Here is a 23435-nt window from a genome sequence, read left to right as displayed (position 1 = left end):
CTCTTAGGTCTCACTCGCACTGTCAGGCGGTGTGGTACGGTACCCAACTCTTACCTCGGCTGGACGGAGTACCTGACTCTTCAGCTTATAGCCGGGGCGTATCACGGCTGCCACGTACTCCTCGTCTCCTTCACGTCTGATTCCCTCTCGTTCGAGGGCATGGTGTATGTGCGGATCGAATGGGACACCTGCTTCGTCGATCCGGGACAGCCCCTCCTTTGCGAGAGTGGCTATCAATTCTGCATATACCATTTCGATTCCTTTAGCGATGTTGTCGTGGGTACCTCGTATCTGGTCAAGACTGGACAAGGCAAGCTCGAAAGCATCGAGTACCGGAAGGAGAGACTCGACTACTCTGCGGGCCGCATGCTCGAGGTAAAGTGTTTGCTCTTTGAGCATGCGCTTGCGGTAGTTCTCATAGTCGGCCTTGATGCGCTGGGCCATTTCAAGGTATTCCGCGACTTTCTTCTCCGCTGCCTCGGCTCTTTCTTCTGCGGCGCGTAGCGGATCGTGTTCCTCTCGCGGCTCGGGCTTGCTGCTTGATGTGGTGGCCTCAGAATCCGCCCTCTTCTGATCGGAGGCGGCGGCATCTGCGTTCCCCAAATTTTCTTTTTTGTCAGTTTTTTCCATCTCACTCTTCATCTGTATCGCTGTTTTCGTCGGTGACGATCGCTATCTTTCTTGGTCTAGCAGAGGAACCTTTGGGAACTGTTATGGTCAACACACCGTCTTTGAGCGATGCGGAAACCCGATCTGACTGAACGCCATCGGGCAATCCGATAGCACGGTGAAAGGTCCCCGAAGGGCGCTCTATGCGAAGAAACTTCCCGTCCTTTTGAGGGTTGGACAGCCTCCGGTCTCCCTTTACCGTTAGGACGTTTCGCTCGATTGTGACATCGAGGCTGTCTGCTTTGAGCCCTGGTAAGTCAATCAAAATGCGCACTTCCTCGGGCGTTTCATAAATATCGACAGGCGGTGCCCAAACACCTCGCCTCCCTGCCACCTCGTGAGTTTCCCAAGCGATGTCGAGGAGTCGGCGCATTTCCTCGGGAAACCCGAGTATGTCACCTGGGCGACGCCTGTACGTAGCCATTGTCAATCGACGACTTCGGCTTCGACCACGTCGTCGCCGTCGTCATCGCCTCCAGAACGACCGCTGGTGCTCGGGCCCCCGCCCGCTGCAGCTGCCTTTTGTCCCGTCGAATACACTCTCTTTCCGAACTCCTGGCTCGCCCTCAGTACTTCCTCGATGTTTGTCTTGATGGCCCCTATATCGTTTTCCTTGAGGGCTCGCTTCAGCTTGTCGACAGCAGATTCGATCGACTGTTTCTCGCTCTCTGTCAGCGCGTCTGACTGTTCTTTGAGGAGTTTCTCGGTCTGATAGATCACCTGGTCAGCATTGTTGCGAAGTTCGGCTTCTTCTCGACGCCTTCTGTCTTCCTCTTCATGCTGTTGGGCGTCGCGTATCATCCTTTCGATCTCGTCTTTGGGAAGGGCGGTGCCACCAGTGATCGTCATCCTCTGCTCCTTGCCTGTAGCAAGATCTTTGGCTGATACGTTTACGATCCCATTGGCGTCGATGTCGAAGGTCACTTCTATCTGAGGCACCCCTCTAGGCGCGGGAGGAATTCCCTCCAGAGTGAAGGTTCCGAGCAACTTGTTGTAAGCGGCGATCTCCCGCTCGCCTTGGTATACCTTGATCTCGACAGATGGCTGATTGTCTTCGGCTGTAGTGAAGATCTCGGACTTCTTCGTCGGGATCGTGGTGTTGCGCTCGATAAGCTTGGTCATGATCCCGCCCTTCGTTTCGACGCCCAGGGAGAGCGGGGTCACGTCGAGAAGGAGGATGTCTTTCACATCCCCTTTCAGAACGCCCGCCTGAATAGCGGCGCCGACAGCTACGACCTCGTCAGGGTTGACGCCTTTGTGGGGCGTCTTGCCGGTCATCTTCTCGACTAACTCGGCCACGGCGGGCATCCGCGTGGAGCCGCCTACGAGAATCACATGGTCGATCTTGTCGAAGTCGAGGTTGGCGTCTTTTATAGCCCTCTCCATCGGCCCTTTGCACTTTTCCAGAAGGTCTTCGGTCATCCGCTGAAACTCGGCACGAGTCAGCTTCATCTCCAGGTGAAGCGGCCCCTTGTCGGTGGCTGTGATGAAAGGAAGGTTGATAGTGGTCTCGATTTGCGACGACAGTTCGATCTTGGCCTTTTCCGCTGCCTCCTTTAGGCGCTGGAGTGCCATCTTGTCTCCGGAGAGATCAACGCCATGCTGGTTCTTGAACTCTTTTATCATCCAGTCGATGATGCGCTGGTCCCAGTCGTCGCCTCCCAAGTGGGTATTGCCCGAGGTTGCCTTCACTTCGAAGACTCCATCCCCTATCTCAAGGATCGAGACGTCGAAAGTGCCGCCCCCAAGATCGAAAACGAGGATGGTTTGCTCGGCCGCCTCTTTCTCGAGGCCGTAAGCCAACGCCGCAGCGGTGGGCTCGTTGATTATTCGCAGAACTTCCAGGCCGGCAATCTGGCCTGCTTCCTTGGTGGCCTGGCGTTGAGCGTCGTTGAAGTAGGCCGGTACTGTAATGACAGCTTCTTTTACAGTGTCACCCAGATACGCCTCGGCATCCCGCTTGAGCTTCATGAGAATCCGGGCAGAGATTTCCTGGGGTGTGTACTTCTTGCCGTCGATCTCTATCGTCCAGTCGGTACCCATATTACGCTTTACGGAACGAATAGTTCGTTCTGCGTTCGTTATTGCCTGACGTTTGGCTGCCTCGCCAACTAGAACTTCACCAGTGGTGGTAAAAGCAACCACCGAAGGAGTGACGCGACTTCCTTCGGCGTTGGGAATAACCGTTGGCTCTCCACCTTCGAGTACGGCGACGACAGAGTTTGTCGTACCAAGATCGATTCCTACTGCTTTTGCCATAGTTTCTACTCCTCGGGTCAAGATTTACAGACTCACAATGAAGACGGTTTGCGAATCGATGTCGCTGCCCACTATAGAGCAGCCCTGCAGCCCTTTAGGGTGCTGGCTTTACCGACAGAATGAACCGTCGCGGCCTAAAGTTTAGCGATGCCGCATCAACTTTGCGCCATCGTGATTTCCAAACCGTCTATGGGTGGGATTTTGTTCCATGCCGTACAAAGAGGGGAGGTTATATGAGTCTCTCGACGGACAGAACGGCTCGACAAGGCAATTGTCTTATAGAACCGCTGGTGGCCTGGCGATGAAGAACACAGCTTTTGACTCAGCTTCGGTCAAAACGAAGGTGTATGACAGTCCTGTCAACGATCCGCTCGTTAGCTGGGTCTGTGAATCTGGCTTCCGCAGGCACGGTGGTAGAGACCTTGAAGATCCCGTGGTCGTAGATATTGGCTGTGGAGCTGGCTCCAACCTGCAGGCATTGTCGCCGTGCGGTATTAGGGGAGTTGGTGTAACACTGTCGCACAAAGAAGCTGCGATATGCCGTAGTAGGGAAATCCCTGTCATTGTCTCTGATGCCTCTAGGGGACTGCCGTTCCGTAATTCAAGCGTGAAGATTGTCATTGCCTCGCATGTTCTGGAGCATCTAGCCGACCCTTGGGCGACTATGTCGGAGATCAGAAGGATCTTGTCCGTGGATGGATCGGTGTTCGCAGCAATTCCCAACGTGGTTTTCGTTCGAGTACGCCTCGCCTTCCTGCGCGGTCGGTTTCGGTACGAAGACTCGGGCATTCTCGACCGCACACACCTCCGGTTCTTCGATTTATACTCAGCAAGAGCTTTGTTCAAAGATGCGGGCTTTGAAATCGTTGGTGAACGCCACCAAGGGTGGGTTCCGGCCGGACCTCTGCGGCGGATAGCCCCTCGAATCCTAAGGCGGGCCGATGCGTTCCTAACACGTCGCTTTCCTAACACGTTCGCCCACCAGTTTTTGTTCGAGGTCCGCCACCCTCTAGCTACTAGTAGCTAGAGGTTTTTGTTACTCGATTGCGTAAATCTACTGAGGCCTCTACGGTGTGGCAATCTAGCAGGATTGCGAGCGAGTCTCGTCTTTTTCGAGCGGCCTAGGGGACGCAGGTTCGGGGATTTCTCCGAGGTATCCTTGGGGCCACTTCCGCTCACGAACTAGGCGGGGTAACTGTTCTGTGGGGACGAACACTGCCTCAGGGAAGGCGGGCGGATCTGTAGGGTGGAAGTTTCGAGAGGAAGGGGTCCAGGGTTCCCAAACTCGTTCAATCCAGCCCTCAACGACTTGGTGACGATGGGCTGAGTGAGCGAGCTTGTTGGCGATTCTTTGTGTCTCGCCCACATAGGCAGGGTGATGAAACACTCCTACCTCGGGAGGGACACAGGCGCGGCCCACTACGCGGTCGAAGAGGCGAGCGCCGATTCTGGGAATCATTTGAAGGTAGCCTAAAATCCGAGGATAAACTGGATCTCGCGCAAATCCCAAGTATCGCCCTGGCCGCACGAAAGCTGTGAAAGGTTCGGGATCTCGCACTCGGTAGTTCCACGTTCTGAAGTACACGTATCCATACACCTTCACGTGCCCGACCCCGCTGTTCCTAACGAACTGCAATATGTGCGGAACCGACTCCGGGTCGTAGATCTCGTCTCCATCGACTATCCAGAAGTAGTCGGGCGGCTCTAGCCACTCGTCGATCTCGGCTCTTCCAAAGGCGTGGGGAATGAATTTGTACTCGATCGAGTGAAGGGCAGCGTGCATAACCCAGTTCCGTGCCAGCGCCTCGTCAGGACACCACATCTTTATGCAGCAGATCTTTTTCTCTGGATCTTCGAACGCCAGGACGTTCTCGAGAGTCCGGTCTGGGGCGACCTTAGTGCCGTCCCAAGTAGTGTCGTAGGCCGTGAGGACAAAGATTTTCTCGGCGAAAGGATACACGGATTCGAGCGAGGCCTCGATAAATGGCTCGTCGTTCAGAGTTACGTAGACAGCGAACAGCCGGAGTCCTCCGGTCAAACTGTGACGATCATCCATTGGTCGTCCCTCTTCGAGAGAGTGGAGGCACTCCGGTGTTTTTCCACGGAAACATCGACCGGACGAGCTCCCAATCGCTTCGCGAAATCAATCCAGTCAAAACGAAAAAAGTAGCGCACAACAAGGGTGCTGCTATAGCGGAGAAGACCGGGTTTACGATCAACAGAGCCGATAGCAAGCCCAATGCCAACCCAGGCACAGCACGGGCGAATACGGCGAGGCCCAGCCGGTTCAGCTCTCGGGTGCGCCTGGTGAGCTCGAACATCACAGCGCTGGAAAACCAGTAGCTGAGAACAGTTGCCCACGCTGCCCCGGTAGCTCCCCATCGGGGAATAGCAAATAGGTTGATTAAAACGTTGACCACCGCGGAAGCTGCCGTGGCAACCATCATTGCCCTCTGCAGGGATTGGGCTAACAACACAACGCCCAGGATCGTGCCGTATGCTGCACCCAGCTGGGCTAGCAGAAGGATTCGCAAAAGGTGCCCAGAAGAAGAAAACTCGCCTCCGTATATGAACCTAATGGCGGGCGGACCCAAAGCGAACATTGCCACTACTAAGATGCCCATAACGAAGATGGTTACCCTAAAGGAAGTGCGGACGGCCGAGCGAAAACGCTCCTCGGAGGCGAGGCGTTTGCAGATCTCTGGGTATACCGATCTGGAAAACGCTAGCGGAATCACGCTGATCATCCCGCCGATGTTGTCGGCAACAGCGTAAAAGCCGAGTTCTTTTGGACCGACGAAGCGCTCTATGATGACACGGTCGATCCGGAAATAGACACCGATAGCCAGGTACATGAGAGCTAGGGGCCAGGAATTCTTAGCTAGCTCCGTCGCCCGGGTGGCAGCGAAAGTGAGGCGGCTTCCGAGCTCTCTCAGGGAGACGGCTGCGATTGTCATGCTCTCGCACGCCGCAAGGGTGGAGCGAATTCCCACGAAGGCCCACAGCGGGGCATGGGCCTTGGCCATGATCATGACTGCGACCAGCCATCCAAGGTGACGAGCGCTAGTTATCCCCACCGCCTTCCACATCTGGAGCCGAACTTGAAGCACCGTAGACAAAAGCCGAGGTGGGACCAGCGCGATTGCTTCTATTCCTGCGATTACCAATAGGAGCGCTACCGAGCCTTGATATCCCAGTACGAAAGCCAGAACTGCGGCTAAAAGAGCGGCCACCGCCGAAGTAGCCGCCGTGAGAGCCATTCCGCTTCCCCACAATTCGCCGCCGAAAGAGAGGGCGCGCTTTTCGGAGTCGGTCCTTCCCTCTGCTGCAGATGCTTCTCTTACTACCACCTGCTCCACGCCAAAGCTGGCGAGCCAGTCGAACAGGCCCATGAAGGCATAGACAAAGGCAATGGTTCCGTAACCGTCGCTTCCGAGGGACCGCACCATGAAGATTGAAGCGACAAAGCTAACAGGAAACTGGATGGCTTGCCCGAATATCAAAGCCCCTGTGTTGCCTGCGACTCTAGCCGGGGGTGCGGCTTGAGGTGTTTGCGTCGCCAATACCTCTTTCTCTACGGATGTCTCAGCCATGCTTTCTCGTCCAGGGTGCGGCTCCTGAGACCCACATCTTTCGGAGGCGCTCGAGGTCTTTTCCAGTGTCTACGCACATCCAAAATCCTCGGTGCCGGTACGCTCCTAAGCGGCCTTGGCGTCCCAATAGCTGGAGCACGTCGTACTCGAGACTTGTTTCGTCCGACTGGATTTCTTCTAGGACGTCAGGCTCTACGACCATGTATCCACCGTTTATCCAGCGGTCATCTAGGGACGGCTTTTCCACGAAGCGTGCAGTTACTCCGTCGTCGTCGAAAATGACCTCGCCGAACTGGGAAGGCGGATTGACGGCGGTAATGGTCACGGACTTCGTGTGCGAGTCGTGGTGTTCGAGGACTTCTTTTAGATCTACGTCCGAGATGCCGTCTCCGTAAGTGACGAAAAAACGTTCTTTCTCAAGTAGGCCTCTGAGACGACGCAGACGGCCGCCGGTGGCGGTATCGAGTCCTGTGTCGACCAAATGAACGCGCCACGGTCTGGCTTCTGGTTCGTATATCTCAACGGTTGCAGTCGACAGCGACAGGGTGATGTTAGAGTGAAGGTAGGGGTAACGAAGAAAGTAATCCTTGAACGCCTCGGCTTTGTACCCCAAGGCCAAGACGAACTCCTCGAAGCCGTAGGAGGAAAAGTGGTCCATTATGTGCCACACGAGGGGATATCCCCCCACCTCTAACATCGGCTTGGGGACAGTGGCGGTCTCTTGAGAGAGCCTCGTCCCCTTTCCTCCTGCGAGAATTACGACCTTTAGCATTCGAGGGCTCTTTCGAGTTGTGATCCCCTGTATACAGCGCGTAACAATTCGGCTGCCCCGGTATCGTCCGAAGACACTGAGGCGACGGTCGAATCTCGACGCACGTCGACAACTTCGATTCTAGAAGGGCCCCCGTGAAGATAGGAGGCTAGACCGGCTTGGACGTGCTTTTTAGAGGCGGCGGCGGTGTCCATGTCCTTGTACTGGACGACAAAAGCAGCGGTAGGCGAAGAGCCTGGCAAGTACTTGAGTGCGACTGCCATCCAGCGGGGCTCGAGACACCCTTTGGCCGGGGGGGCAACAGCGATGGCTGCTGGCCTGCCTGCTGAGATCGATAAAGACGACAATCCATCGAGGGCCAATAGCGACCCCGGTCCTCCGCGAAATTCAGTTACGGCAGCGGCAGTCGCGAAAGATTGCGAAAACACTAGACGTCGGGGGCCGACTCCAACCCCAGAGCCGTCTGGTGCGTGGTACAACTCAAACAGCCCCGATCGCGTTTTTGGCCAACCCCACGAGTCTGCAAGCTCTCTCGCACGGGTGCTGTCGAAAGAGCCGACGATCATGAAAAGTGGCGTCGCTCCTGTCGGGGTGACCTCCAAGACGGCCTCTAACTGCTGCACATCGAAGAGATCCCCCTTACCGAGCGGAGAGTCTAGGATGCGCTCAGCGGCTTGCTTGAGAGCGAATGGGAGAGGGCTGGTGTCTCCTCTGGCGGATATACGTAGATCTTTGCGGGTCTGAGAGAAGTCGAAAAAACGCACCGCCGCCACGGGACCTTCTCCCATGAGGGGCACCGCCCTCAGCATTGCGGTGAGGGCGTTCGGGGGATTGACGGGACGGCAGGCAGAGCTGACGAGGGCGAGCAACGTCAAAACAGCGATCTTGAGAGTCCGATGAGACCTCAGTGCCGGCGAGATACTTCTAACTCTGGAGCTATAAAAAAACCGCCTCAATAGACCGGTATCACGGCTTGCTCAGGAAAATTAGCGGGCCCGCCATAGACGACCACTTTTGACATGGTCTTCTGGACGAATCCTGGGACAGTCACCGCCAACGACCACTCTCCGTCAGGTACCAGGATTTCGTAAGCACCCGAGGTGTCTATAGAAACCTGCGCGAAGTGTTCACCGGTAGCGGCGTCTAGGACTGCTAGTGTAGATCCAGGAGGGATCGCCGAGGCGCCCTCCGCCCTGACCCGCCCAGTGCACTTTCTCAAGCGTGCAAGTGTGAAGTCTATAGTCTTGTTCTCTTCCGCACGCACCTCGATTACTCCCTGTGCACTCTTTACGGGACGCCCCCCTGTCCAGGCTGGCGAAAGCCCGTTCCAGCCTAGGGGATGTGATGGATTGACTATATTGGCGACACCGTGGTAGCGGCCCGGGGGTAGTTCTACCGCGTAATAGCCAGAAAGATCGGTGTTACCAGGAGGTCCAACCTGATTTCCTTCGAGATCGAAAAATACTACCTGCACGTATGGCACAGGCTCCGAAGTGTCGGAGGCGGTGACCCTGCCAGTGACTCGGGACGGACCTTGCCTGTCTGCTCGGGTGGCGCTTACCTGGCTTTCCATGCCTTGGCGCCCGCACGCCGTCAACGCTATTACCAGCGCCATCCAAGGGGCGGCCAAAGATATGATCTGTGGTGGGCGGCGTCTACGCTCTGTGGCAGCGTATTGGTGTATATCTGTCAATTGGCAAGTGTCCATAGGCAGGTACCGACACCTTTGATCTTAGGGTCCGCAGGGACGCCATAGCGTCACGATGTGTGCTGTGCGCGTAGCGACCAAAAAGGGTTGCGGGCCTAATTGTCGAGCCTTGTCTAGAGCAGTTTCGAGTTTACACGTGTTTGAGGTGTAGATAACCTGAGTGCCCGACTTGAAGCCCGCACCACGGGTTGGGAGGAGTGGATCTGAAATGTGTGGATTTGCCGGCTTCGCTCCGGTGGTCCTTGCGTCGACCGGCGGGGGTTCGGAGGGATTCGTAGGACGAGAGGTATTCGGGAACATCCCTTTCGCGCTGGAAGCACTTTTCTATGCGGCCTCCGCCGTTTTTGTTGGGCTGGCTAGCTATCTGTTCGGGCTTAGGCTGCGCAACTGGGCACGGGGGCGATCCGAAGATAGGAGTGGACAGACCCAACGTCGCTTGAGGGAGTTTTCGGGCGGTGTGTTGATGAAGACGCTCTTGCTCGACCGCTCCGCCGGCCTCATGCACTCACTCATTTACTACGGCTTCATGATTCTTTTCGCGGGAACGATCACGTTGGAAATCGACAATCTGGCACCTGCCTCTTTGAAGTTCTTGAAGGGCAACACCTACCTCGCTTACTCGTTCGTACTCGAGCTTGCGGGTATCTCTTTTCTCGTGGGCTTGAGCTGGTCGGTGGCGCGACGGTACGGAGCTCGCCCTTATAGGCTTCGCGTCAAGACCCGGCCAGAAGACGCAATAACTCTCACTACACTGTTCACTATCGGGGTCACTGGATTCCTAGTCGAGGGAGCCCGTATTGCTCTCGCTGGCGATCCGTCTTTCGAAAGATGGAGCTTCGTCGGCTACTTGGTGGCCAAGACAGTATTTGTCTCGTCGTCCCCCGAAGCGCTCGCGTCGCTTCACAGGTCTCTGTGGGTACTCCACTTCGCTTCTTTCATGATGTTTTTGGCGCTTTTGCCGACGACCAAGCTCCGTCACATGGTGACTTCTCCGCTAAATCTCGCCCTCCACGAGAGAGAGCGCCCCAAAGGCGCAATGCGCCCCATGCCCAACCTGATGGAAGAAGAGGTCGAGTCAGTAGGCGTCCACACCATAGAAGAATTCACGTGGAAGCAGCTCTTCGACACAGACGCCTGTACCGTGTGTGGACGCTGTACAGCGGTGTGTCCGGCGAACAACACAGGAAAACCGCTGGACCCCCGGGAGATAGTGCTCAAGACGGGCGAGGTGATGGCTCGAACGGCTCGCCTAGCGGCTTTTCCCGTATCGACCCCAGCCGGTCTCGACCGGGAGATACAGGTTTCTGCCGACTCAGTTTTCGAGCGCATAACGTCGGAAGAGATTTGGTCGTGTACGACGTGTAGGGCGTGCGACGAGGCATGTCCAGTAGGAATCGAGATTCTTGACAAGATTTTGGACATGAGACGTTACTTGTCTCTCATGGAGTCAGATTTCCCTATCGAGTTGGGGCAGGCTTACAAGAATCTCGAAAACTCTTCGAATCCATGGGGGATGGGTCAGCACACCAGAGCTGAATGGGCTGTGGATCTGGGGGTAAAGATAGTAGGCGACTCGGGTTCTTTAGATGCGGAGTACTTGTACTGGGTGGGATGCGCAGGATCCTTTGACGATAGAAACCGGCGCGTCGCTCGTTCCACGGCAGTGTTGCTCCAACATGCCGGGGTGGACTTTGCCATTCTTGGCCCCACGGAGCTGTGCACCGGCGATCCGGCGCGCCGCTCCGGAAACGAGTACGTTTTTCAAATGTTGGCTCTGCAAAACATCGAGACTCTCAACTCCTTGGGCGTCAAGAAGATCATCGTCCACTGCCCGCACTGCTTCAATGTTATGAAAAACGAGTATCCGCAGTTTGGCGGGGAGTACGAAGTAATACACCACAGCCAGCTCCTGCAGCACCTGATTGACGAGGGCCGCCTCGAAGTGGGGGATGGACTTGCAGGAAAGAAAATCGTGTACCACGACTCTTGCTATCTGGGTCGCCACAATGACATCTACGAAGAACCCCGCCGCGTTGTTGGCTCGCTGGCCGGGGTAGAAGTCGTCGAGATGCCGCGCAATCGCACCAAGAGCTTTTGTTGTGGTGCCGGTGGTGCGAGGATGTGGATGGAGGAGAGGCTCGGCAAGAAGGTGAATCTCGAGCGAACAGACGAGGCACTCTCCACCGATCCTGACATAATTGCGGTTGCTTGCCCGTTTTGCTTGATCATGCTCGATGACGGCGTAAAAGAGCGAAAACGCGAACGCGTCAGGGTCGGAGACATATCGATGGTTTTGGCAGAGTCGTTGAGCCTGTCAGTAAGCGGGGTGGGCCTTCCTCAGCTTCAATCAGCTGTGCAGAGACCTGAAGAGCGACACCCGTGACTGCGATCGCCGACCTCAGCGTGTTTTGCACTGAAGAAGGCGGCGGGAATCCGCTTGGCATTGTCTACACCGATGATCCCGTGCGCACGTTTTCGAAAGATCGATGTCTGGAGCTGGTTTCTGCGTCAGGCCATCCCGAGCTGATCTTCGTCTCTACAGCAGAGTGGGAGAAGCGGCGATTGCTACAGGCGAGAATCTTCGCTCCCAAGACCGAGTTGTCCTTCGCAGGGCATCCGCTAGTGGGGCTCGCAGCCCACTACTGCTCTGAACGCAACTTGAGGGAACCATGGAAGATACGAGTTCCAGCTACGGAAGCATTTGCATGGGCAAATGATGACTTTGGCTGGATAAGGGTCGCCCCACCACCGCTGGCTTCTGGCCCGAAAGACATTTTTTCAATCCTGGATGCACTGAGGGCCGATGCTTTGGACCTATCTCCCCGGATGCCGTCGGCGAAGGGAGGGTACGGGGATCCTCACCTGATTCTGGCATTTGCCGATCCAGAAAGGCTGCTCGAGATCGATCCTGACATGGCTGCTTTGTCGGAGCTGGGGGATGCAGCTCATGGCGTTCTATGCTTCGCTATAAGAGGTGGCGACGTGACCGCCCGGTTTTTCGCCCCCGGGATCGGGATAGACGAGGACTCGGGGACTGGGAGTGCAGCGTTATCGCTTGCGGCGTTTTTGTCTCGATACTGGAGGATGGCCCCGCAAGACTTCACTGTAACTCAAGGCCACCGGACCGGGAGGCTGTGCAAGCTATATGTCCGCCGCCGGGAGTCGGGGATAGAGCTAGGGGGACGAGTCCGCATCCTCTAGGCATTTGCGAAGCCGCCGACACCTGGCTGGGATTGAGTCTCTATTCTGAAAGAAACGAAAAACTGGTTGCCGGTTTGAGCGTTGACTGGGGCCACAATAGACGATGCTCATCAGGTCCATACAAGAACATAAAAGGGGCTTTCTAGGTGTGCGGTATTGCGGGGACCCTTATCTTCGATAAAGCCAAGGGAGACTTAGCCGACCGCGCGGAAAAGACCGTCCGCCAGATGTCGGATCGCTTGATTCACAGAGGCCCCGACGCTGAGGGATACTGGTGTGATCTTTCCTCAGGTATTCATTTAGCGCACCGTCGTCTTTCGATCGTGGATCTTTCCGATTCTGCATCTCAGCCCATGATCAACGATGACGGAAGCGTTGTGTTGGTATACAACGGTGAGGTGTACAACGCGGCCGAGCTTAGGCGAGAGCTGGAGGCGACGGGAAAGCATCGATGGAAGACCGATCACTCCGATACCGAAGTCGTCTTGAGGGCGTACGAAGAGTGGGGAGAGGAGTGCCTGAGGCGCCTGAGAGGCATGTTCGCGTTCGCCATCTGGGACAGTCGCAAAAGATCTCTATGGTTGGTACGGGACAGGCTCGGTATAAAGCCTCTTTACTACGCTCTGGACGCCCACCGTGTGGTCTTTGCATCGGAGATCAAAGCGCTCCTCGAGGATCAGCGGATATCCCATGCGATAGACCTTGAGGCGCTCTACCACTACTTGACGTTTTACGTAGCACCTGCGCCTAAAACTGTCTTCGATGGAGTGAGCAAGCTAGAACCTGGATGCAGCTTGTGGGTTTCTTCTCGAGGCGAGGTGCGTCACAGAAGGTGGTGGGATCCGCTAACTGCTGCGAAGCCACTCTTCGACCTGGATTTGGAAGAGTACAAACAGGCAGTGGGGGGTGCCTTAGAAGAAGCAGTAAGGCTACACAAGGTCGCAGACGTGCCCGTCGGCGTGTTTTTGTCAGGGGGTCTGGATTCCTCGATCAACGCAGCTCTTTTCGCCAAGGGTGAGCCGAAGCCGATTAGGACGTTTTCGCTGGGCTACGCTGGCAGTTTCGAAAGCTACAGAAACGAGTACGAGCACGCGCGCCTTATGGCGTCAGAAGTTGGTGCTCGGCACTACGAAGTGGATATCTCCCCTTTCGACTTTCTGACATTTCTTCCCCGGATGATCGAGCAACTCGACGAGCCCCTAGGAGACCCGGTAGCGGCTTCGATTTACTTCCTCTCCTCTCTTGCAAAAAATGAAGGAGTTACTGTATGCCAGCTCGGTGAGGGGTCTGACGAGCTCTTTGGGGGGTATCGATCTTGGCAAGTACTTCTAGCGCTGCAGCGGTATGGGGCATGGCTCCCCAACCCTCTTCTTCGGCTGGGAACCCGCTTGGGAGGAATGGTATCTTCGAGAGACGTACGACCTGCGTTGTGGCTCGAAAGAATGTCTCGCGGGATGCCTGCCTTCTTCGGAGGCGCAGAGGGATTCACAGACCGGGAGAAGCAAGGCATCCTCTCACCAGAGGCACGTCAGGCAACCGAGGGGCTTTCGTCCTGGCAGGTTATAAAGCCTTTTTGGGAGCGGTTCGAGAAGAACGCTGTGCTGAACGGTCCCTTGCAATGGATGTCTTTTCTCGATCTTTCGTTCAGGGTACCTGAGCTGCTACTTATGCGCGTCGACAAGATGACAATGGCCGCTAGCCTCGAGGCCAGAGTCCCGTTCTTGGATCACAAGGTCGTCGAAGTGGTTATGGGTATCCCAGAGAACATTCGTATGAGGCATCTCAAGCGCAAATATCTGTTGAGAAAGGCTATGTCCGACCTGCTTCCGGTGAGCATTGCAACGCGAGGCAAACAGGGATTCAGGGTTCCTATAGCCGAATGGCTTCAGATGCCAGCATTTGTGCTGCTTGCGCGCGAGGCTATCTCGCGCTTTGCCGAGCACTCGGGTGTACTGACGGGGACGGCCGCGTCTGTTGCTGACCACCCCGACAAGAGGCGGGTGTGGCTTCTGTTGGCACTGGCTATGTGGTGGGATATCTATTTTGGATCTCGCAGCATAAATGTTGAACGGTGGATACCCTTGCTGGAAGAGACTCAAACACGGTTTTGACATCTAGTGCTGCCGAATCGATTGCCGTCCCTTGACGACCTGGCCTCGCTCGTCCACAACCCATTAGCCAGACGAGCAGCTGCCGAATCCATTTTCGATAAGCTGATCGAAACAAGATTGTTGGGCTTTAGACGGCGCCGACTCCTGAGGCAAAATGACAACGACTCATCCCGCGGCTCTAAGCAATCCTCCTTCCTCGATATCGTGGCGCAAGCGGCTGAGTGTTTCAGACATGACGCTCTGTTAGACAGCCCTCTCGATCCGAAGCAGCTGAGTGCTCACCGCGAGTGGATCCGCAAGACCGCACTCTTGACACTCGAGCACCGCTTTGATCTCGGCGGGGAGAAGCCGGTAGCTGTGTCGGAAAAGATTGTGCCGCCCGGACTCATCGGTGTCAGACACGACGGTCTACCCAAGCACCAGATAGCGAGAATACTGAGTTGTGCGAGTAGGGCTCGGACCACTGCGCTCCAGCGCGAGATACACAACAAAAAAGCACTCTCCGGCTACGAGCCTATACCGTGGCATAGAGATCCATTCACTGGCTACAACTGGGACGATTCGAGGAGGTACTCTTCGCAGCGACTCGACCACCCCCCGGGTGCGGATCCGAGAATCTCCTGGGAGCTTGGCCGCTTGCAGCACTTGCCACTTCTGGCACTCGCATTTGCGTCCGGGGCTATCGAGGACAAGCAGAGATTAGTGGCGGAATTTGTCGAAGAGGTAAAGGACTTTGCTCGCTCCAACCCGCCAGGTCTTGGGATTCACTGGGTTTCTGGGATGGAAGTGGGGATTCGCCTAGCCAACATTTCTCTTGCGCTGTGCCTTTTTTCAGCATCGGGAGCAAAGTTTGGGGTGGGTGAGCTAGAGGCCATCTTCGAAACCGTCACAGATCACGTTTGCTTCTGCCTCTTGAACCCAGATCGCCGTCGCTTCCTCACCCACAACCACTATCTGGTTCAGCTTTGCGGCTTGGTGATTGGATCTGCCGTCTTCGATGAGTCTTTGCGTTTGGGGAAGCTTTGTTTCGGGGACGTTTTACGAGGCGCCACGACCGAACTTTGCCGGCAAGTGATCAACCAGTTTTTCGAGGACGGTTCGAACTTCGAGGGCTCGACGGGCTACCACCTCTTTGCCGCAGAGGCAGCCGCTTACGGGATTGCGGTGGCATGGAGGAGGGCGTCGGACACTGTCGGACTCGAAGAGGCCACCGAAAGATTGGCAAAAGCTTGTGAGTTCGTGGACGTAATCACAGACGATTTCGGGCGAATACCCGCTATCGGCGACTTCGATGGAGGACGTTTTTTCGTCCTCGAGCGCTCCCTAGCATTGCCCGAGTCCGACTTGTCGATGTGGGACCGAGCTTATTCGCTGGGAGCCTTAGGGGCATTGGCGCGAGTGACTGGATATACGCCGAGGTTGCACCGCGTCTTTGAAGAATCGGTAGATGCTGCCGTTGCAGGATCCATGCTGGGTAACTGCCGGCCCAAGCCAACTGCTAAATGGAAGTGGGTATGCTTGAATTCCGATCCACGCGATGAAAGCCCTGCTTCTTCCACGGGCGATCTAATCCTGTTCGACACTCGGTCCGACCCGAACAACGCGTCTGTATTCGCTTACTGGCCTCACATACGCCTTCTGGGCGAGGGATGGGACCGCGCCGAGGAAAAGTCCAAGAGGTTATGGGTGTTCGGAAGTGATGGGCTCGGAGTGTCTTTTGGGGTCGGTTCCTTTCTCGGAACTGCTCTGTGTGGCGCTGCCGATTTGATCGACGCAGTATCTCTTACAAAAACTGCGCCTCGACTTTGGCGCTACGCCCAGTCCGGGCTGTATGTCTACAGAGGCAGCGGCCTGTATGCAGTAATTAGGTGTGGTCCTCCGGGTCAGAGGGGATGGGCCGGACACTCACACGCTGACCAGCTCTCTGCAGTTCTACAAATCCACGGACACTCCGTCTTGAACGACCCAGGAACTTTGGTGTACAGCGCTTTTCCAGAGCTACGCAAGGCCTATAGATCTGCACGGGCGCACAACGGCCCGTACGCACTAGGGGTGGAATCCCTGGTTCCTTCATCGTCTCTGTTTGGCGCGGCATGGGCTGCCGAAGGAGCTTGCCTTGCTGCGTACCCGGCGGCGTTTTGCGGGAGGTGGACGAAGGGGGGAACTGCTTTCTGGAGATTGGTTCTAATAGCAGAGGGATCCGAGGCCGCAAAGGCGTGTGGTGATTTGGTCGGTAAAAGGCTGGCGAGTCGAGTTGGAGCGGGCGGAGGTATATCTTCCAGCCCTGTTGCTCGCAGTCATGGGACTTGGACCGTCGTAATTCTCGATTGGGCTATAGGTGCTTCCCTCGGAGAACATTCTCCTTATCCGGTATCGAAGGCATATGCCGGGATCAGCGGATTTTGACCAGGAAGGTGCAATTTGCCTTCTGCCTACCCATCCTGCTTGAACTCGCGATAGAACCGGCTGGGGACCGGTCCTGTCTGTCCTTGGTACTTAGAACCGGCCTCCTCGCTTCCATAGGGGTGGAGCGCGGGAGTAGAAAGTTCGTAGAAGGAAACCTGTCCAATTTTCATCCCTGGGTAAAGAGTTATGGGCAAATTAGCCACGTTGGACAGCTCCAAGGTAAGAGTTCCGTTCCAGCCTGGGTCCACGAATCCTGCTGTCGAGTGAATTAAAAGGCCTAGTCTACCCAGACTCGATTTTCCTTCCAGCCGGGCGACCAAATCGTCGGGGAGCCGGATGCGTTCGACGGTCGATCCCAGAACGAACTCCCCAGGGTGGAGGATCATGGCTTCGCCAGCGGGTACGACCATCTCTTCTGTGAGATCGTCTTGGGGTAGCTTCAGGTCTATGAAGGGCTTGCGAGCATTATGAAACACTCGAAAGGCTGGGCTGAGATGCAAATCAACTGAGCTGGGCTGGATGCAGTCTTTAAAAAACGGGTCGATCTCTATGCGTCCCGACTCGATCGCTTCAAGAATCGACTTATCGGAGAGGATCACTCTCTCACCGCTCCTTACCTTTCCGCAAACAACGAAGGGCCCGAAGTGAAATACAAAGGCTGTGCCGCCCAATTGTCGTGGACTATCGGGCGTTGGGCAAATACTCTGAAGAGTTGTCCGAGTTTTGACGTACGTGCGAGCACGATTGCGGATGTAGTTCAGAGGTAGAACGCAAGCTTCCCAAGCTTGAGACGGGGGTTCGATTCCCCTCATCCGCTCGGTCATGACTCAGAAATGGCCCCAGAGGAGCCCACCGTCTACGGGTATAGCGGTTTCCGAACGGCACCAGAGGTTATAAAGACTATCCTTCCCCAACCCAAATCTTTCATAGCGGGAAACACTTTTTGGACGAGATCTACTGCTGGGAACAAGAGAAGCGGGGCAGGATCTTCGAAAGTTTGAGGCGTCGCAGACCATTGAGCACGACGCAAGCCCCTTCTTGCAGGAGCGCATTCGCAGAAGCGAAGCGAATCCCAGCCCTGCTGTAGATGCAGTGACTGTGGCGACCTTTCCTTGGATTCCCATATTCACGGGGCATCTACTCCTTGAGGTGACGAAAGTCGGGCCGGGGCAGCTCTGAGGGCTGCCTTTCCGGGGTCGGTTTATCGAAGGGTGTGCGCGAAGATCGGAGGGTTCTTCCAGTTCCTAGGAGGCTTGCGAACTCATCGCGTATGTTGAGGAACGCTTGGAGCGGATCGGAGGCTTCGAGGACGGAACGGCCTACTACTATGAAATCGGCTCCCATCGCTGCTGCCTCCGATGGAGTAGCTGTTCGTGCCTGATCGTCTTCTGTTCGAAGGCGCGGGGTACGTGGACGTATTCCAGGACAGACCTTCAGCATGCTCTGCGGGAGCAGGTCTGCCATGAGAGGAATATCTGATGCAGCCGCGACAATACCGTCACAACCCGAAGAGACTGCCTGCTCGACCCTGGAGGACAAAAGCGTCTCGAAGGAACTCTCGGTGGAGTTTCCTTGTACATCGGACGAGCGAGTGCTCGTCAATACGGTGACGCCCAGAACCGACACCTTGTGTCCTACCACCGATTCGGCATCGCGAGAGGCTTTGACGGCTGCGGCTGCCGAGCCATCTGCAACATGGGCGGTAAAGAAGGTCACCCCCATTTCTGCTGCGGCGTGAGTAGCCGACTCGACAACCGATGGAATGTCGTGTGCTTTGAGGTCTAGAAAAATGCATTTTTTTTGTGAGCGCAGCCACTCCAAAATCGCTGGCCCCTCTCGATAAAAAAGAACCGGCCCGACCTTGTAAAAATCACAGGTTTGTCCAAGCGCCTCGACGACCTCCGCAGCCTGTTGCCGAGAAGTGACGTCAAGCGCCACTATTACCCTGCTTTTTAAGGCCGATCGATCTAAAGAAGGTTGGTTTTCACCCAATCTCAGATGCCTCGTAGTATGCTCGACCCCACTAGAAGCGATCCTCCCCTACTGGGGTGGCGACAGCCACCCCGCTCCCCCCTGAGGCGCTACTCTAACTCGGAGCACTAATAGATCACTACGAATCTTTGGTGCTCAGATCCATTTTCTGGCTGGCAGGGTTGCTCCCGGTGAAGGCCTCTTCTATGGCCCAGGCTATGCAGTGCACAACGAAGAGGTGAACCTCTTGGACGACTTGAGGGTCAGAGGAAGGTACTCGAACCGCTACGTCGCAGACGCTCGCCAACTCCCCACCGCCCGAGCCTAGCAGCGCCACACAGCCAACACCGAGCGAGCGAGCGGCCAGAGCAGCCTCGACGAGGTTGTTGGATCGGCCGCTAGTGGACAACAAAAAAAGCACATCTCCAGGGCTGCCGAACGCATGAACTTGTCGAGCGAAGACAGTGTCGTATCCGAAGTCGTTGCTTATCGCGGTGAGCGATGAGGTGTCAGCGTGAAGGCATATAGCTGGCAACGGCTGCTTGTCTCGCCGGAACCTTCCAACTATCTCTCCTGTCAAGTGCTGGGCTTCTGCTGCACTCCCCCCGTTTCCCGCTGCCATAAGCTTGTTTCCACTTTTGAGGGCATCCACGGCCATCTTCCCCGCTTGGATTAGCGAGTCAATGAATCCCGAGGGCTGGGAGGCATTGTTCAATTCGTGCGGATCCATCTGAGCTAAGGCATCTCTGAGAGACGCGAGCTTCGTTCCGACTATTTCGGTCATGTCGAAGAGAGGCTGTTCGGGAGCCGATTGTTGCTGATCTGTCATTCCTAAAATGCTAGCTCTCTTAGATCTCGTATAGGCTTGGCGCTCAGGTAGCGATTAGTCAGTTTCAACTTGGCGCGTCTTCGGCCAAGATTTTCTCGGCCGCGTCAAAGAGGTCGCGGGCTACCGACCACGGGACCGCTTCCGTGCTTTCGACGTAAGGATCGACTGCAGTCTTGGCTGGAGTGCTCTCGATCAAAATCCCCCGGACGCCGGCCCGATTGGCTGCCACTATGTCGCTCCACATGTTACCTATGAGGAAGCTTTGTCGCAGGTCGATGGAGAGATCCTCGGCGGCCTTGTAGATCATTCCCGGTCTAGGCTTCCGGCAGTCGCAGATTGCCCGCCACCCCTCTACAAGAGCTTCTGGGTGATGGAAGCAGTAGTACCAAGCGGTTATGCACACCTTCTCGATCTCCAGCAACGCGGTGATCCGCTGCTCAATTGCTTCGATATCTCTTGGGGTAGCGATGCCTCTCGCTACAGCAGATTGATTTGACACTACAACTAGTTCGAATCCTGCCGATGCGAGCTTGGAGAGCGCTGCTCCCGCGCCAGGCAAAACTCGAACCGCTTCCGGGTCGGAGAGGTACTCGAGGTCTTCGATAAGCGTACCGTCTCTGTCTAGAAATACGGCGCGCGCCACGTTTGCACCCCCCGCCTTTCGAACGAGAAAGGCATTACCCTGTTCCCTCTCTCCTCTAGGGCCGCTCGGAGGCGAGCAGCTTTCTCCACGGGGCAGAAAAACAAAAAGTATCCGCCCCCGCCAGCTCCCAGCACTTTTCCTGCTACCGCTCCGTTGTCTAGGCCGAACTCGTAAAGAGCGTCGATGTCGTCTTCTGTTATCCCCTCCGCAAGCTGCTTTTTGGCCTCCCATCCCGCCGACAGACCCTCTGCGAAGTCGCTGAGGCGGCCCTTCAACAGAGCGGATCGCATTTCGATCGCAATCTGTTTGATTCGCTCAAGGGCCTCGACAGACCGCTCTTCTTTAGCCTCGTACGCCTGTATCTGGCGCTGCAAAATGTGTCCGGAGATTCTGGTCTTTCCCGTATAGCACAAAACCAAGCTCGCATGGAGCTCGTCGACTGTCTCGGCTCTCAAGGCGAGGGGATGCACCAGGGCGCCTTCGACATCGAACTCGATGAAGTTGAAACCCCCAAAAGCGGCCGCATAGTGATCCTGGTAGCCCCCGGGAACCTCCATGTTTTCGCGCTCGATCTTTGCAGCGCGCGCTGCGATCTCGTAAGGACCCAGGGCCTCGCCGGTCTTCTCCGCCAGGGTAGCAGTCATTGCCACGATGAGGGCAGATGACGACCCCAGGCCGGATCCGGGTGGGGCGTCGGAGTGCAGAACAAGCCGCCCGTGGCGAAGTTGCTCTCGATGTTGGGGGAACTCGTCGAGGACAGCCTTTACTAGTTCGCAGCGATCCGAACTGACTCCACCTCGCCAGCCAGTGGATCGGCTAGCTCGAATTCCTGGCGCGGGCGAGCCGACGCTGCTGGATGTGCGGCTGGTCGATACAAAGAAATCGTTAGGGCGCGCGGCATCGGGGATGGCATTTCCTGCTATGTTAGTGGCGCCCAAGAGTGCTCTGGAGTCGGGTGAAGTCGCTCGGGCGCGGCTTTGCATGCGGAAGACGGTGCCAAGATCGGGAGACTCTACTTCGAACTCGTCTCGATTCCCTCCCGGAATCAAAGAGGCGTAGGCATAGAAATCTATGGTTGCGGAGAGAACGCAGCCTCCGGCGGTCTCTGGGTAGGGTGGTACATCGGTACCTCCTCCTGCGAAGGAGATCCTAAGAGGTGCCCGTGCTCGTATTGCGGCAGTCCGATTGACCAAGGTAGCTCCTCGACGTCATTCAAGGGGAATCGATCTCATACTCGAATTGTAAGTTGTCGATGCGTTCTTCGCCGGACAGCACTGATTGCGATGTCAAAGAGCGCGACAAAGTCGGGCAAGGCGCGCTGTTGGGGGAGCCACGCGTTTAGGTGGTCCGACCCAAGATTGTTGCCAGCGACCACACCGCGGTCACGAAGCCTGCAAACATGAAAAACAAGGTCCTGCTGCGATTTATAGGCTGGCTCTGTGGTGGTCTGGTTGCCTCGGCGGACGTGGTTATCCCCGACAACTCGAATTCCTGCTGCCGTGGCCTGGACGAAGGGTTTTTCATTGCAAACGGCTTTGAGTTGCCCTTGCCTGCTCTCACCCAAGCGAGCAAGCTTCCGCTCAGGACCGCAAGCCCTACCCCGAGCATGATCTCCGGCACAAGGCGGTCGATTCCCAACATCGAGTGCCAACCACTATTGCGATAACGGGCGTTTCTAACTAGTGAACCTGCACTTTGGCGAGATCGGCAAATTTAGTGCAAGCCTCGACAAATGCGAGATTGATCTTAGCCGTGGGGCCATTGCGGTGTTTTGCAATTATGACCTGCGCCTGCCCTTTCTCGGCGGAGTCTTCGTTGTAATAGGAGTCCCGGTAAAGGAATATCACCAGATCGGCGTCCTGTTCTATCGCTCCAGATTCACGCAGGTCGGAAAGGAGCGGCGTCTTCGGATTGCGTTGCTCTGGAGCTCGGTTGAGTTGGCTGACGGCGATCACCGGGACCGATAGCTCCCGGGCGAGTAGCTTAAGACCTCTGGAAATTTCAGAAATGTCCTGCTGGCGATTGTGTTCTCGTCGAAAGGTTCCCGTCTCCATCAATTGCATGTAATCGACCACGATCAGCCCGAGATCTTTTCTCGCTGCGAGACGCCGACATTTCGCTCGTAGTTCCATTAGGGTAATGGCGCCGGTGTCGTCGATGTACATCGGGTCATTTGCGAGTCGTCCCGCCGCAGACATCAACTTTTTCCACTCGGTGTCGCTTATTCTTCCAGTGCGTATATGACTGAGGTCAATCATCGCCTCCGCCGCCAGGAGTCTCTGGATTAGCTCGGACTTCGACATCTCCAAACTAAAGATCGCGACGGCTTTTCTGGTAAGGCGGGCGGCGTTTTGCGCCAGACCAAGAACGAAGGCAGTCTTGCCCATCGACGGCCGGGCGGCTACCACAACTAGATTGGAGGGCTGGAAGCCGGACGTGATCTGGTCAAGGTCTGAATACCCAGATGGGATCCCCGTTAGAGAGTGCTCCCGTTGGTAGAGATGTTCCAAGCGATCTATGGCCTCGCCCAATAGATCGTGAACCGTTGCAAACAGCTCGGCACCTTCACTCTTTGTGACCTCGAATATGAGTGTTTCGGCGTAGTCGATTACATCTGCTGTTTCACCCCCCGGTGAGTAACACAGCTCCTGAATTTGGTGAGTGGCAGAGAGTAGGCGACGGAGTCTTGCATAGTCGGCGACAATTTTTGCGTACTGGGGAGCATTCACTGGAGAGGGCGTCATTTCGACGAGGGCAGCTAGGGTTTCGGTTCCCCCGATTTTTTCAAGTTTTCCCGCTAGACGAAGTTCCTCGGCAACCGTCACGAGATCGACCGGCGCGGACTTGCGATCGAGCGAACACATAGCAGCGTAAATTTCTCGGTGAGCCGGACTCCAGAAGTCGTCTTCTCTGATCAGGTGAGCGACTTCGGCCAGTACTTCGGAGTCTAGAAGGATAGAACCTAGCACGCACGCCTCGGCTTCCAGGCTGTGTGGCGGGATCCGCGGAGATAGATCGCCTCTTGTTGTTGTTTCACTACCTCTCGTGTCTACTGCCAATATCAGCGGCCTTTCTTAGCTCTTTTCTTTACCTTCCTGCGCGTCGAGATAGTGCATCGGCTCAGACGAATTCCTGACACCCACTCATGGTAGACCGGTACCGTGACATCAAGGGGTATTACTCCGAGGCAAGATGCATGAACCTAGTTTTCTCGCACTTCTTATATGCCACGAAACCAGTGTGAGTCGCTAGTACGAGAACTTTGGAATTTAT

20 protein-coding genes and 1 tRNA gene are annotated in these 23435 nt (G+C 56.0%); 7 read left to right on the top strand and 14 right to left on the bottom strand.

Going from position 1 to position 23435, the window contains the following annotated elements; all coding sequences use genetic code 11:
- Positions 1–3: 3 nt before the first annotated feature.
- The 3 genes from grpE to C4318_00700 are packed head-to-tail and all read right to left on the bottom strand — an operon-like array spanning position 4 to position 2928.
- A complete protein-coding gene (gene grpE, locus C4318_00710) occupies positions 4–642 on the bottom strand; it encodes a nucleotide exchange factor GrpE (GenBank protein ID MER3453669.1) in 639 nt (212 codons plus the stop codon).
- Entirely contained in the window at positions 632–1093 is a 462-nt protein-coding gene (locus C4318_00705; GenBank protein MER3453668.1) for a molecular chaperone, read from the bottom strand. The genes grpE and C4318_00705 overlap by 11 nt, the downstream gene beginning before the upstream one ends.
- Before the next feature lie 2 nt (positions 1094–1095).
- Positions 1096–2928, bottom strand: coding sequence for a molecular chaperone DnaK (locus C4318_00700; protein MER3453667.1), 1833 nt, complete (start codon positions 2926–2928; stop codon positions 1096–1098).
- Between the two features lie 208 nt (positions 2929–3136).
- On the opposite strand from C4318_00700, the gene C4318_00695 reads away from it, so the two are divergent.
- A complete protein-coding gene (locus tag C4318_00695; GenBank protein MER3453666.1) occupies positions 3137–3955 on the top strand; it encodes a class I SAM-dependent methyltransferase in 819 nt (272 codons plus the stop codon).
- Positions 3956–4009: 54 nt separating this feature from the next.
- On the opposite strand, the gene C4318_00690 is transcribed toward C4318_00695, so the two are convergent.
- The 5 genes from C4318_00690 to C4318_00670 all read right to left on the bottom strand — a co-directional run bounded on the left by C4318_00690 (position 4010) and on the right by C4318_00670 (position 8866).
- Positions 4010–4984 carry a hypothetical protein gene (locus tag C4318_00690; GenBank protein ID MER3453665.1) on the bottom strand — a complete coding sequence of 325 codons (975 nt, stop codon included), beginning with the start codon at positions 4982–4984 and terminating at the stop codon, positions 4010–4012.
- Positions 4977–6521 (bottom strand): hypothetical protein, encoded by a 1545-nt coding sequence (locus tag C4318_00685; protein MER3453664.1) that lies wholly within the window; start codon positions 6519–6521, stop codon positions 4977–4979. Before C4318_00685 ends, C4318_00690 begins: the two co-directional genes overlap by 8 nt.
- On the bottom strand, positions 6514–7293 hold the full coding sequence (rfbF, locus tag C4318_00680; GenBank protein ID MER3453663.1) for a glucose-1-phosphate cytidylyltransferase: 780 nt from the start codon (positions 7291–7293) through the stop codon (positions 6514–6516). The genes C4318_00685 and rfbF overlap by 8 nt, the downstream gene beginning before the upstream one ends.
- On the bottom strand, positions 7287–8066 hold the full coding sequence (locus C4318_00675; GenBank protein MER3453662.1) for a hypothetical protein: 780 nt from the start codon (positions 8064–8066) through the stop codon (positions 7287–7289). The genes rfbF and C4318_00675 overlap by 7 nt, the downstream gene beginning before the upstream one ends.
- A gap of 179 nt (positions 8067–8245) precedes the next feature.
- Positions 8246–8866: a hypothetical protein gene (locus C4318_00670; protein ID MER3453661.1), complete on the bottom strand. Its 621-nt coding sequence runs from the start codon at positions 8864–8866 to the stop codon at positions 8246–8248.
- Between the two features lie 343 nt (positions 8867–9209).
- Here C4318_00670 and C4318_00665 point away from each other — a divergent pair, with 343 nt between their 5' ends.
- The 4 genes from C4318_00665 (at position 9210) to C4318_00650 (ending at position 16719) form a co-directional block, all read left to right on the top strand.
- Entirely contained in the window at positions 9210–11384 is a 2175-nt protein-coding gene (locus C4318_00665; protein MER3453660.1) for an iron-sulfur protein, read from the top strand.
- Positions 11381–12202 carry a hypothetical protein gene (locus tag C4318_00660; protein ID MER3453659.1) on the top strand — a complete coding sequence of 274 codons (822 nt, stop codon included), beginning with the start codon at positions 11381–11383 and terminating at the stop codon, positions 12200–12202. The genes C4318_00665 and C4318_00660 overlap by 4 nt, the downstream gene beginning before the upstream one ends.
- A gap of 146 nt (positions 12203–12348) precedes the next feature.
- Entirely contained in the window at positions 12349–14313 is a 1965-nt protein-coding gene (gene asnB / locus C4318_00655; GenBank protein ID MER3453658.1) for an asparagine synthase (glutamine-hydrolyzing), read from the top strand.
- Positions 14314–14319: 6 nt separating this feature from the next.
- On the top strand, positions 14320–16719 hold the full coding sequence (locus tag C4318_00650) for a hypothetical protein (GenBank protein MER3453657.1): 2400 nt from the start codon (positions 14320–14322) through the stop codon (positions 16717–16719).
- A 26-nt stretch (positions 16720–16745) separates the two neighbouring features.
- Here C4318_00650 and C4318_00645 read toward each other — a convergent pair whose 3' ends face one another.
- Positions 16746–17318, bottom strand: coding sequence for a dCTP deaminase (locus C4318_00645; protein ID MER3453656.1), 573 nt, complete (start codon positions 17316–17318; stop codon positions 16746–16748).
- A 147-nt stretch (positions 17319–17465) separates the two neighbouring features.
- Between C4318_00645 and C4318_00640 the strand changes: the two genes are divergently transcribed.
- Positions 17466–17536: transfer RNA gene (locus C4318_00640), tRNA-Gly, on the top strand.
- A 320-nt stretch (positions 17537–17856) separates the two neighbouring features.
- Here the strand turns inward: C4318_00640 and C4318_00635 are convergent.
- The 4 genes from C4318_00635 to C4318_00620 all read right to left on the bottom strand — a co-directional run bounded on the left by C4318_00635 (position 17857) and on the right by C4318_00620 (position 21355).
- Positions 17857–18753, bottom strand: coding sequence for an orotidine-5'-phosphate decarboxylase (locus tag C4318_00635; protein ID MER3453655.1), 897 nt, complete (start codon positions 18751–18753; stop codon positions 17857–17859).
- A 76-nt stretch (positions 18754–18829) separates the two neighbouring features.
- Positions 18830–19420, bottom strand: a complete 591-nt coding sequence (locus tag C4318_00630) for a phosphoheptose isomerase (protein ID MER3453654.1) — start codon at positions 19418–19420, stop codon at positions 18830–18832.
- Positions 19421–19583: 163 nt separating this feature from the next.
- On the bottom strand, positions 19584–20393 hold the full coding sequence (locus tag C4318_00625; GenBank protein ID MER3453653.1) for a hypothetical protein: 810 nt from the start codon (positions 20391–20393) through the stop codon (positions 19584–19586).
- A complete protein-coding gene (locus C4318_00620; GenBank protein ID MER3453652.1) occupies positions 20141–21355 on the bottom strand; it encodes a hypothetical protein in 1215 nt (404 codons plus the stop codon). Before C4318_00620 ends, C4318_00625 begins: the two co-directional genes overlap by 253 nt.
- Positions 21356–21504: 149 nt before the next feature.
- Between C4318_00620 and C4318_00615 the strand changes: the two genes are divergently transcribed.
- Positions 21505–21828 (top strand): hypothetical protein, encoded by a 324-nt coding sequence (locus C4318_00615; protein ID MER3453651.1) that lies wholly within the window; start codon positions 21505–21507, stop codon positions 21826–21828.
- 13 nt (positions 21829–21841) lie between these two features.
- On the opposite strand, the gene dnaB is transcribed toward C4318_00615, so the two are convergent.
- A complete protein-coding gene (gene dnaB / locus C4318_00610) occupies positions 21842–23221 on the bottom strand; it encodes a replicative DNA helicase (protein MER3453650.1) in 1380 nt (459 codons plus the stop codon).
- Positions 23222–23435: the final 214 nt, after the last annotated feature.

The sequence above is a fragment of the Acidimicrobiia bacterium genome (assembly GCA_040289475.1).
Lineage (GTDB): Bacteria > Actinomycetota > Acidimicrobiia > ATN3 > PSLF01 > PSLF01.
The sequence above is the reverse complement of the archived record's forward strand: the minus strand, read 5'-3'. Positions and strand labels throughout refer to the sequence as shown.

What these genes read in the sequence shown, in the direction of transcription:
- C4318_00630 (MER3453654.1), bottom strand. Translation starts at nt 19,420, where the DNA reads ATGGATCCGCACGAATTGAACAATGCCTCCCAGCCCTCGGGATTCATT.
- grpE (MER3453669.1), bottom strand. Translation starts at nt 642, where the DNA reads ATGAAGAGTGAGATGGAAAAAACTGACAAAAAAGAAAATTTGGGGAAC.
- rfbF (MER3453663.1), bottom strand. Translation starts at nt 7,293, where the DNA reads ATGCTAAAGGTCGTAATTCTCGCAGGAGGAAAGGGGACGAGGCTCTCT.
- C4318_00665 (MER3453660.1), top strand. Translation starts at nt 9,210, where the DNA reads ATGTGTGGATTTGCCGGCTTCGCTCCGGTGGTCCTTGCGTCGACCGGC.
- C4318_00625 (MER3453653.1), bottom strand. Translation starts at nt 20,393, where the DNA reads ATGGGAGGCCAAAAAGCAGCTTGCGGAGGGGATAACAGAAGACGACAT.
- C4318_00685 (MER3453664.1), bottom strand. Translation starts at nt 6,521, where the DNA reads ATGGCTGAGACATCCGTAGAGAAAGAGGTATTGGCGACGCAAACACCT.
- C4318_00700 (MER3453667.1), bottom strand. Translation starts at nt 2,928, where the DNA reads ATGGCAAAAGCAGTAGGAATCGATCTTGGTACGACAAACTCTGTCGTC.
- C4318_00705 (MER3453668.1), bottom strand. Translation starts at nt 1,093, where the DNA reads ATGGCTACGTACAGGCGTCGCCCAGGTGACATACTCGGGTTTCCCGAG.
- C4318_00690 (MER3453665.1), bottom strand. Translation starts at nt 4,984, where the DNA reads ATGGATGATCGTCACAGTTTGACCGGAGGACTCCGGCTGTTCGCTGTC.
- C4318_00670 (MER3453661.1), bottom strand. Translation starts at nt 8,866, where the DNA reads ATGGAAAGCCAGGTAAGCGCCACCCGAGCAGACAGGCAAGGTCCGTCC.
- C4318_00695 (MER3453666.1), top strand. Translation starts at nt 3,137, where the DNA reads ATGCCGTACAAAGAGGGGAGGTTATATGAGTCTCTCGACGGACAGAAC.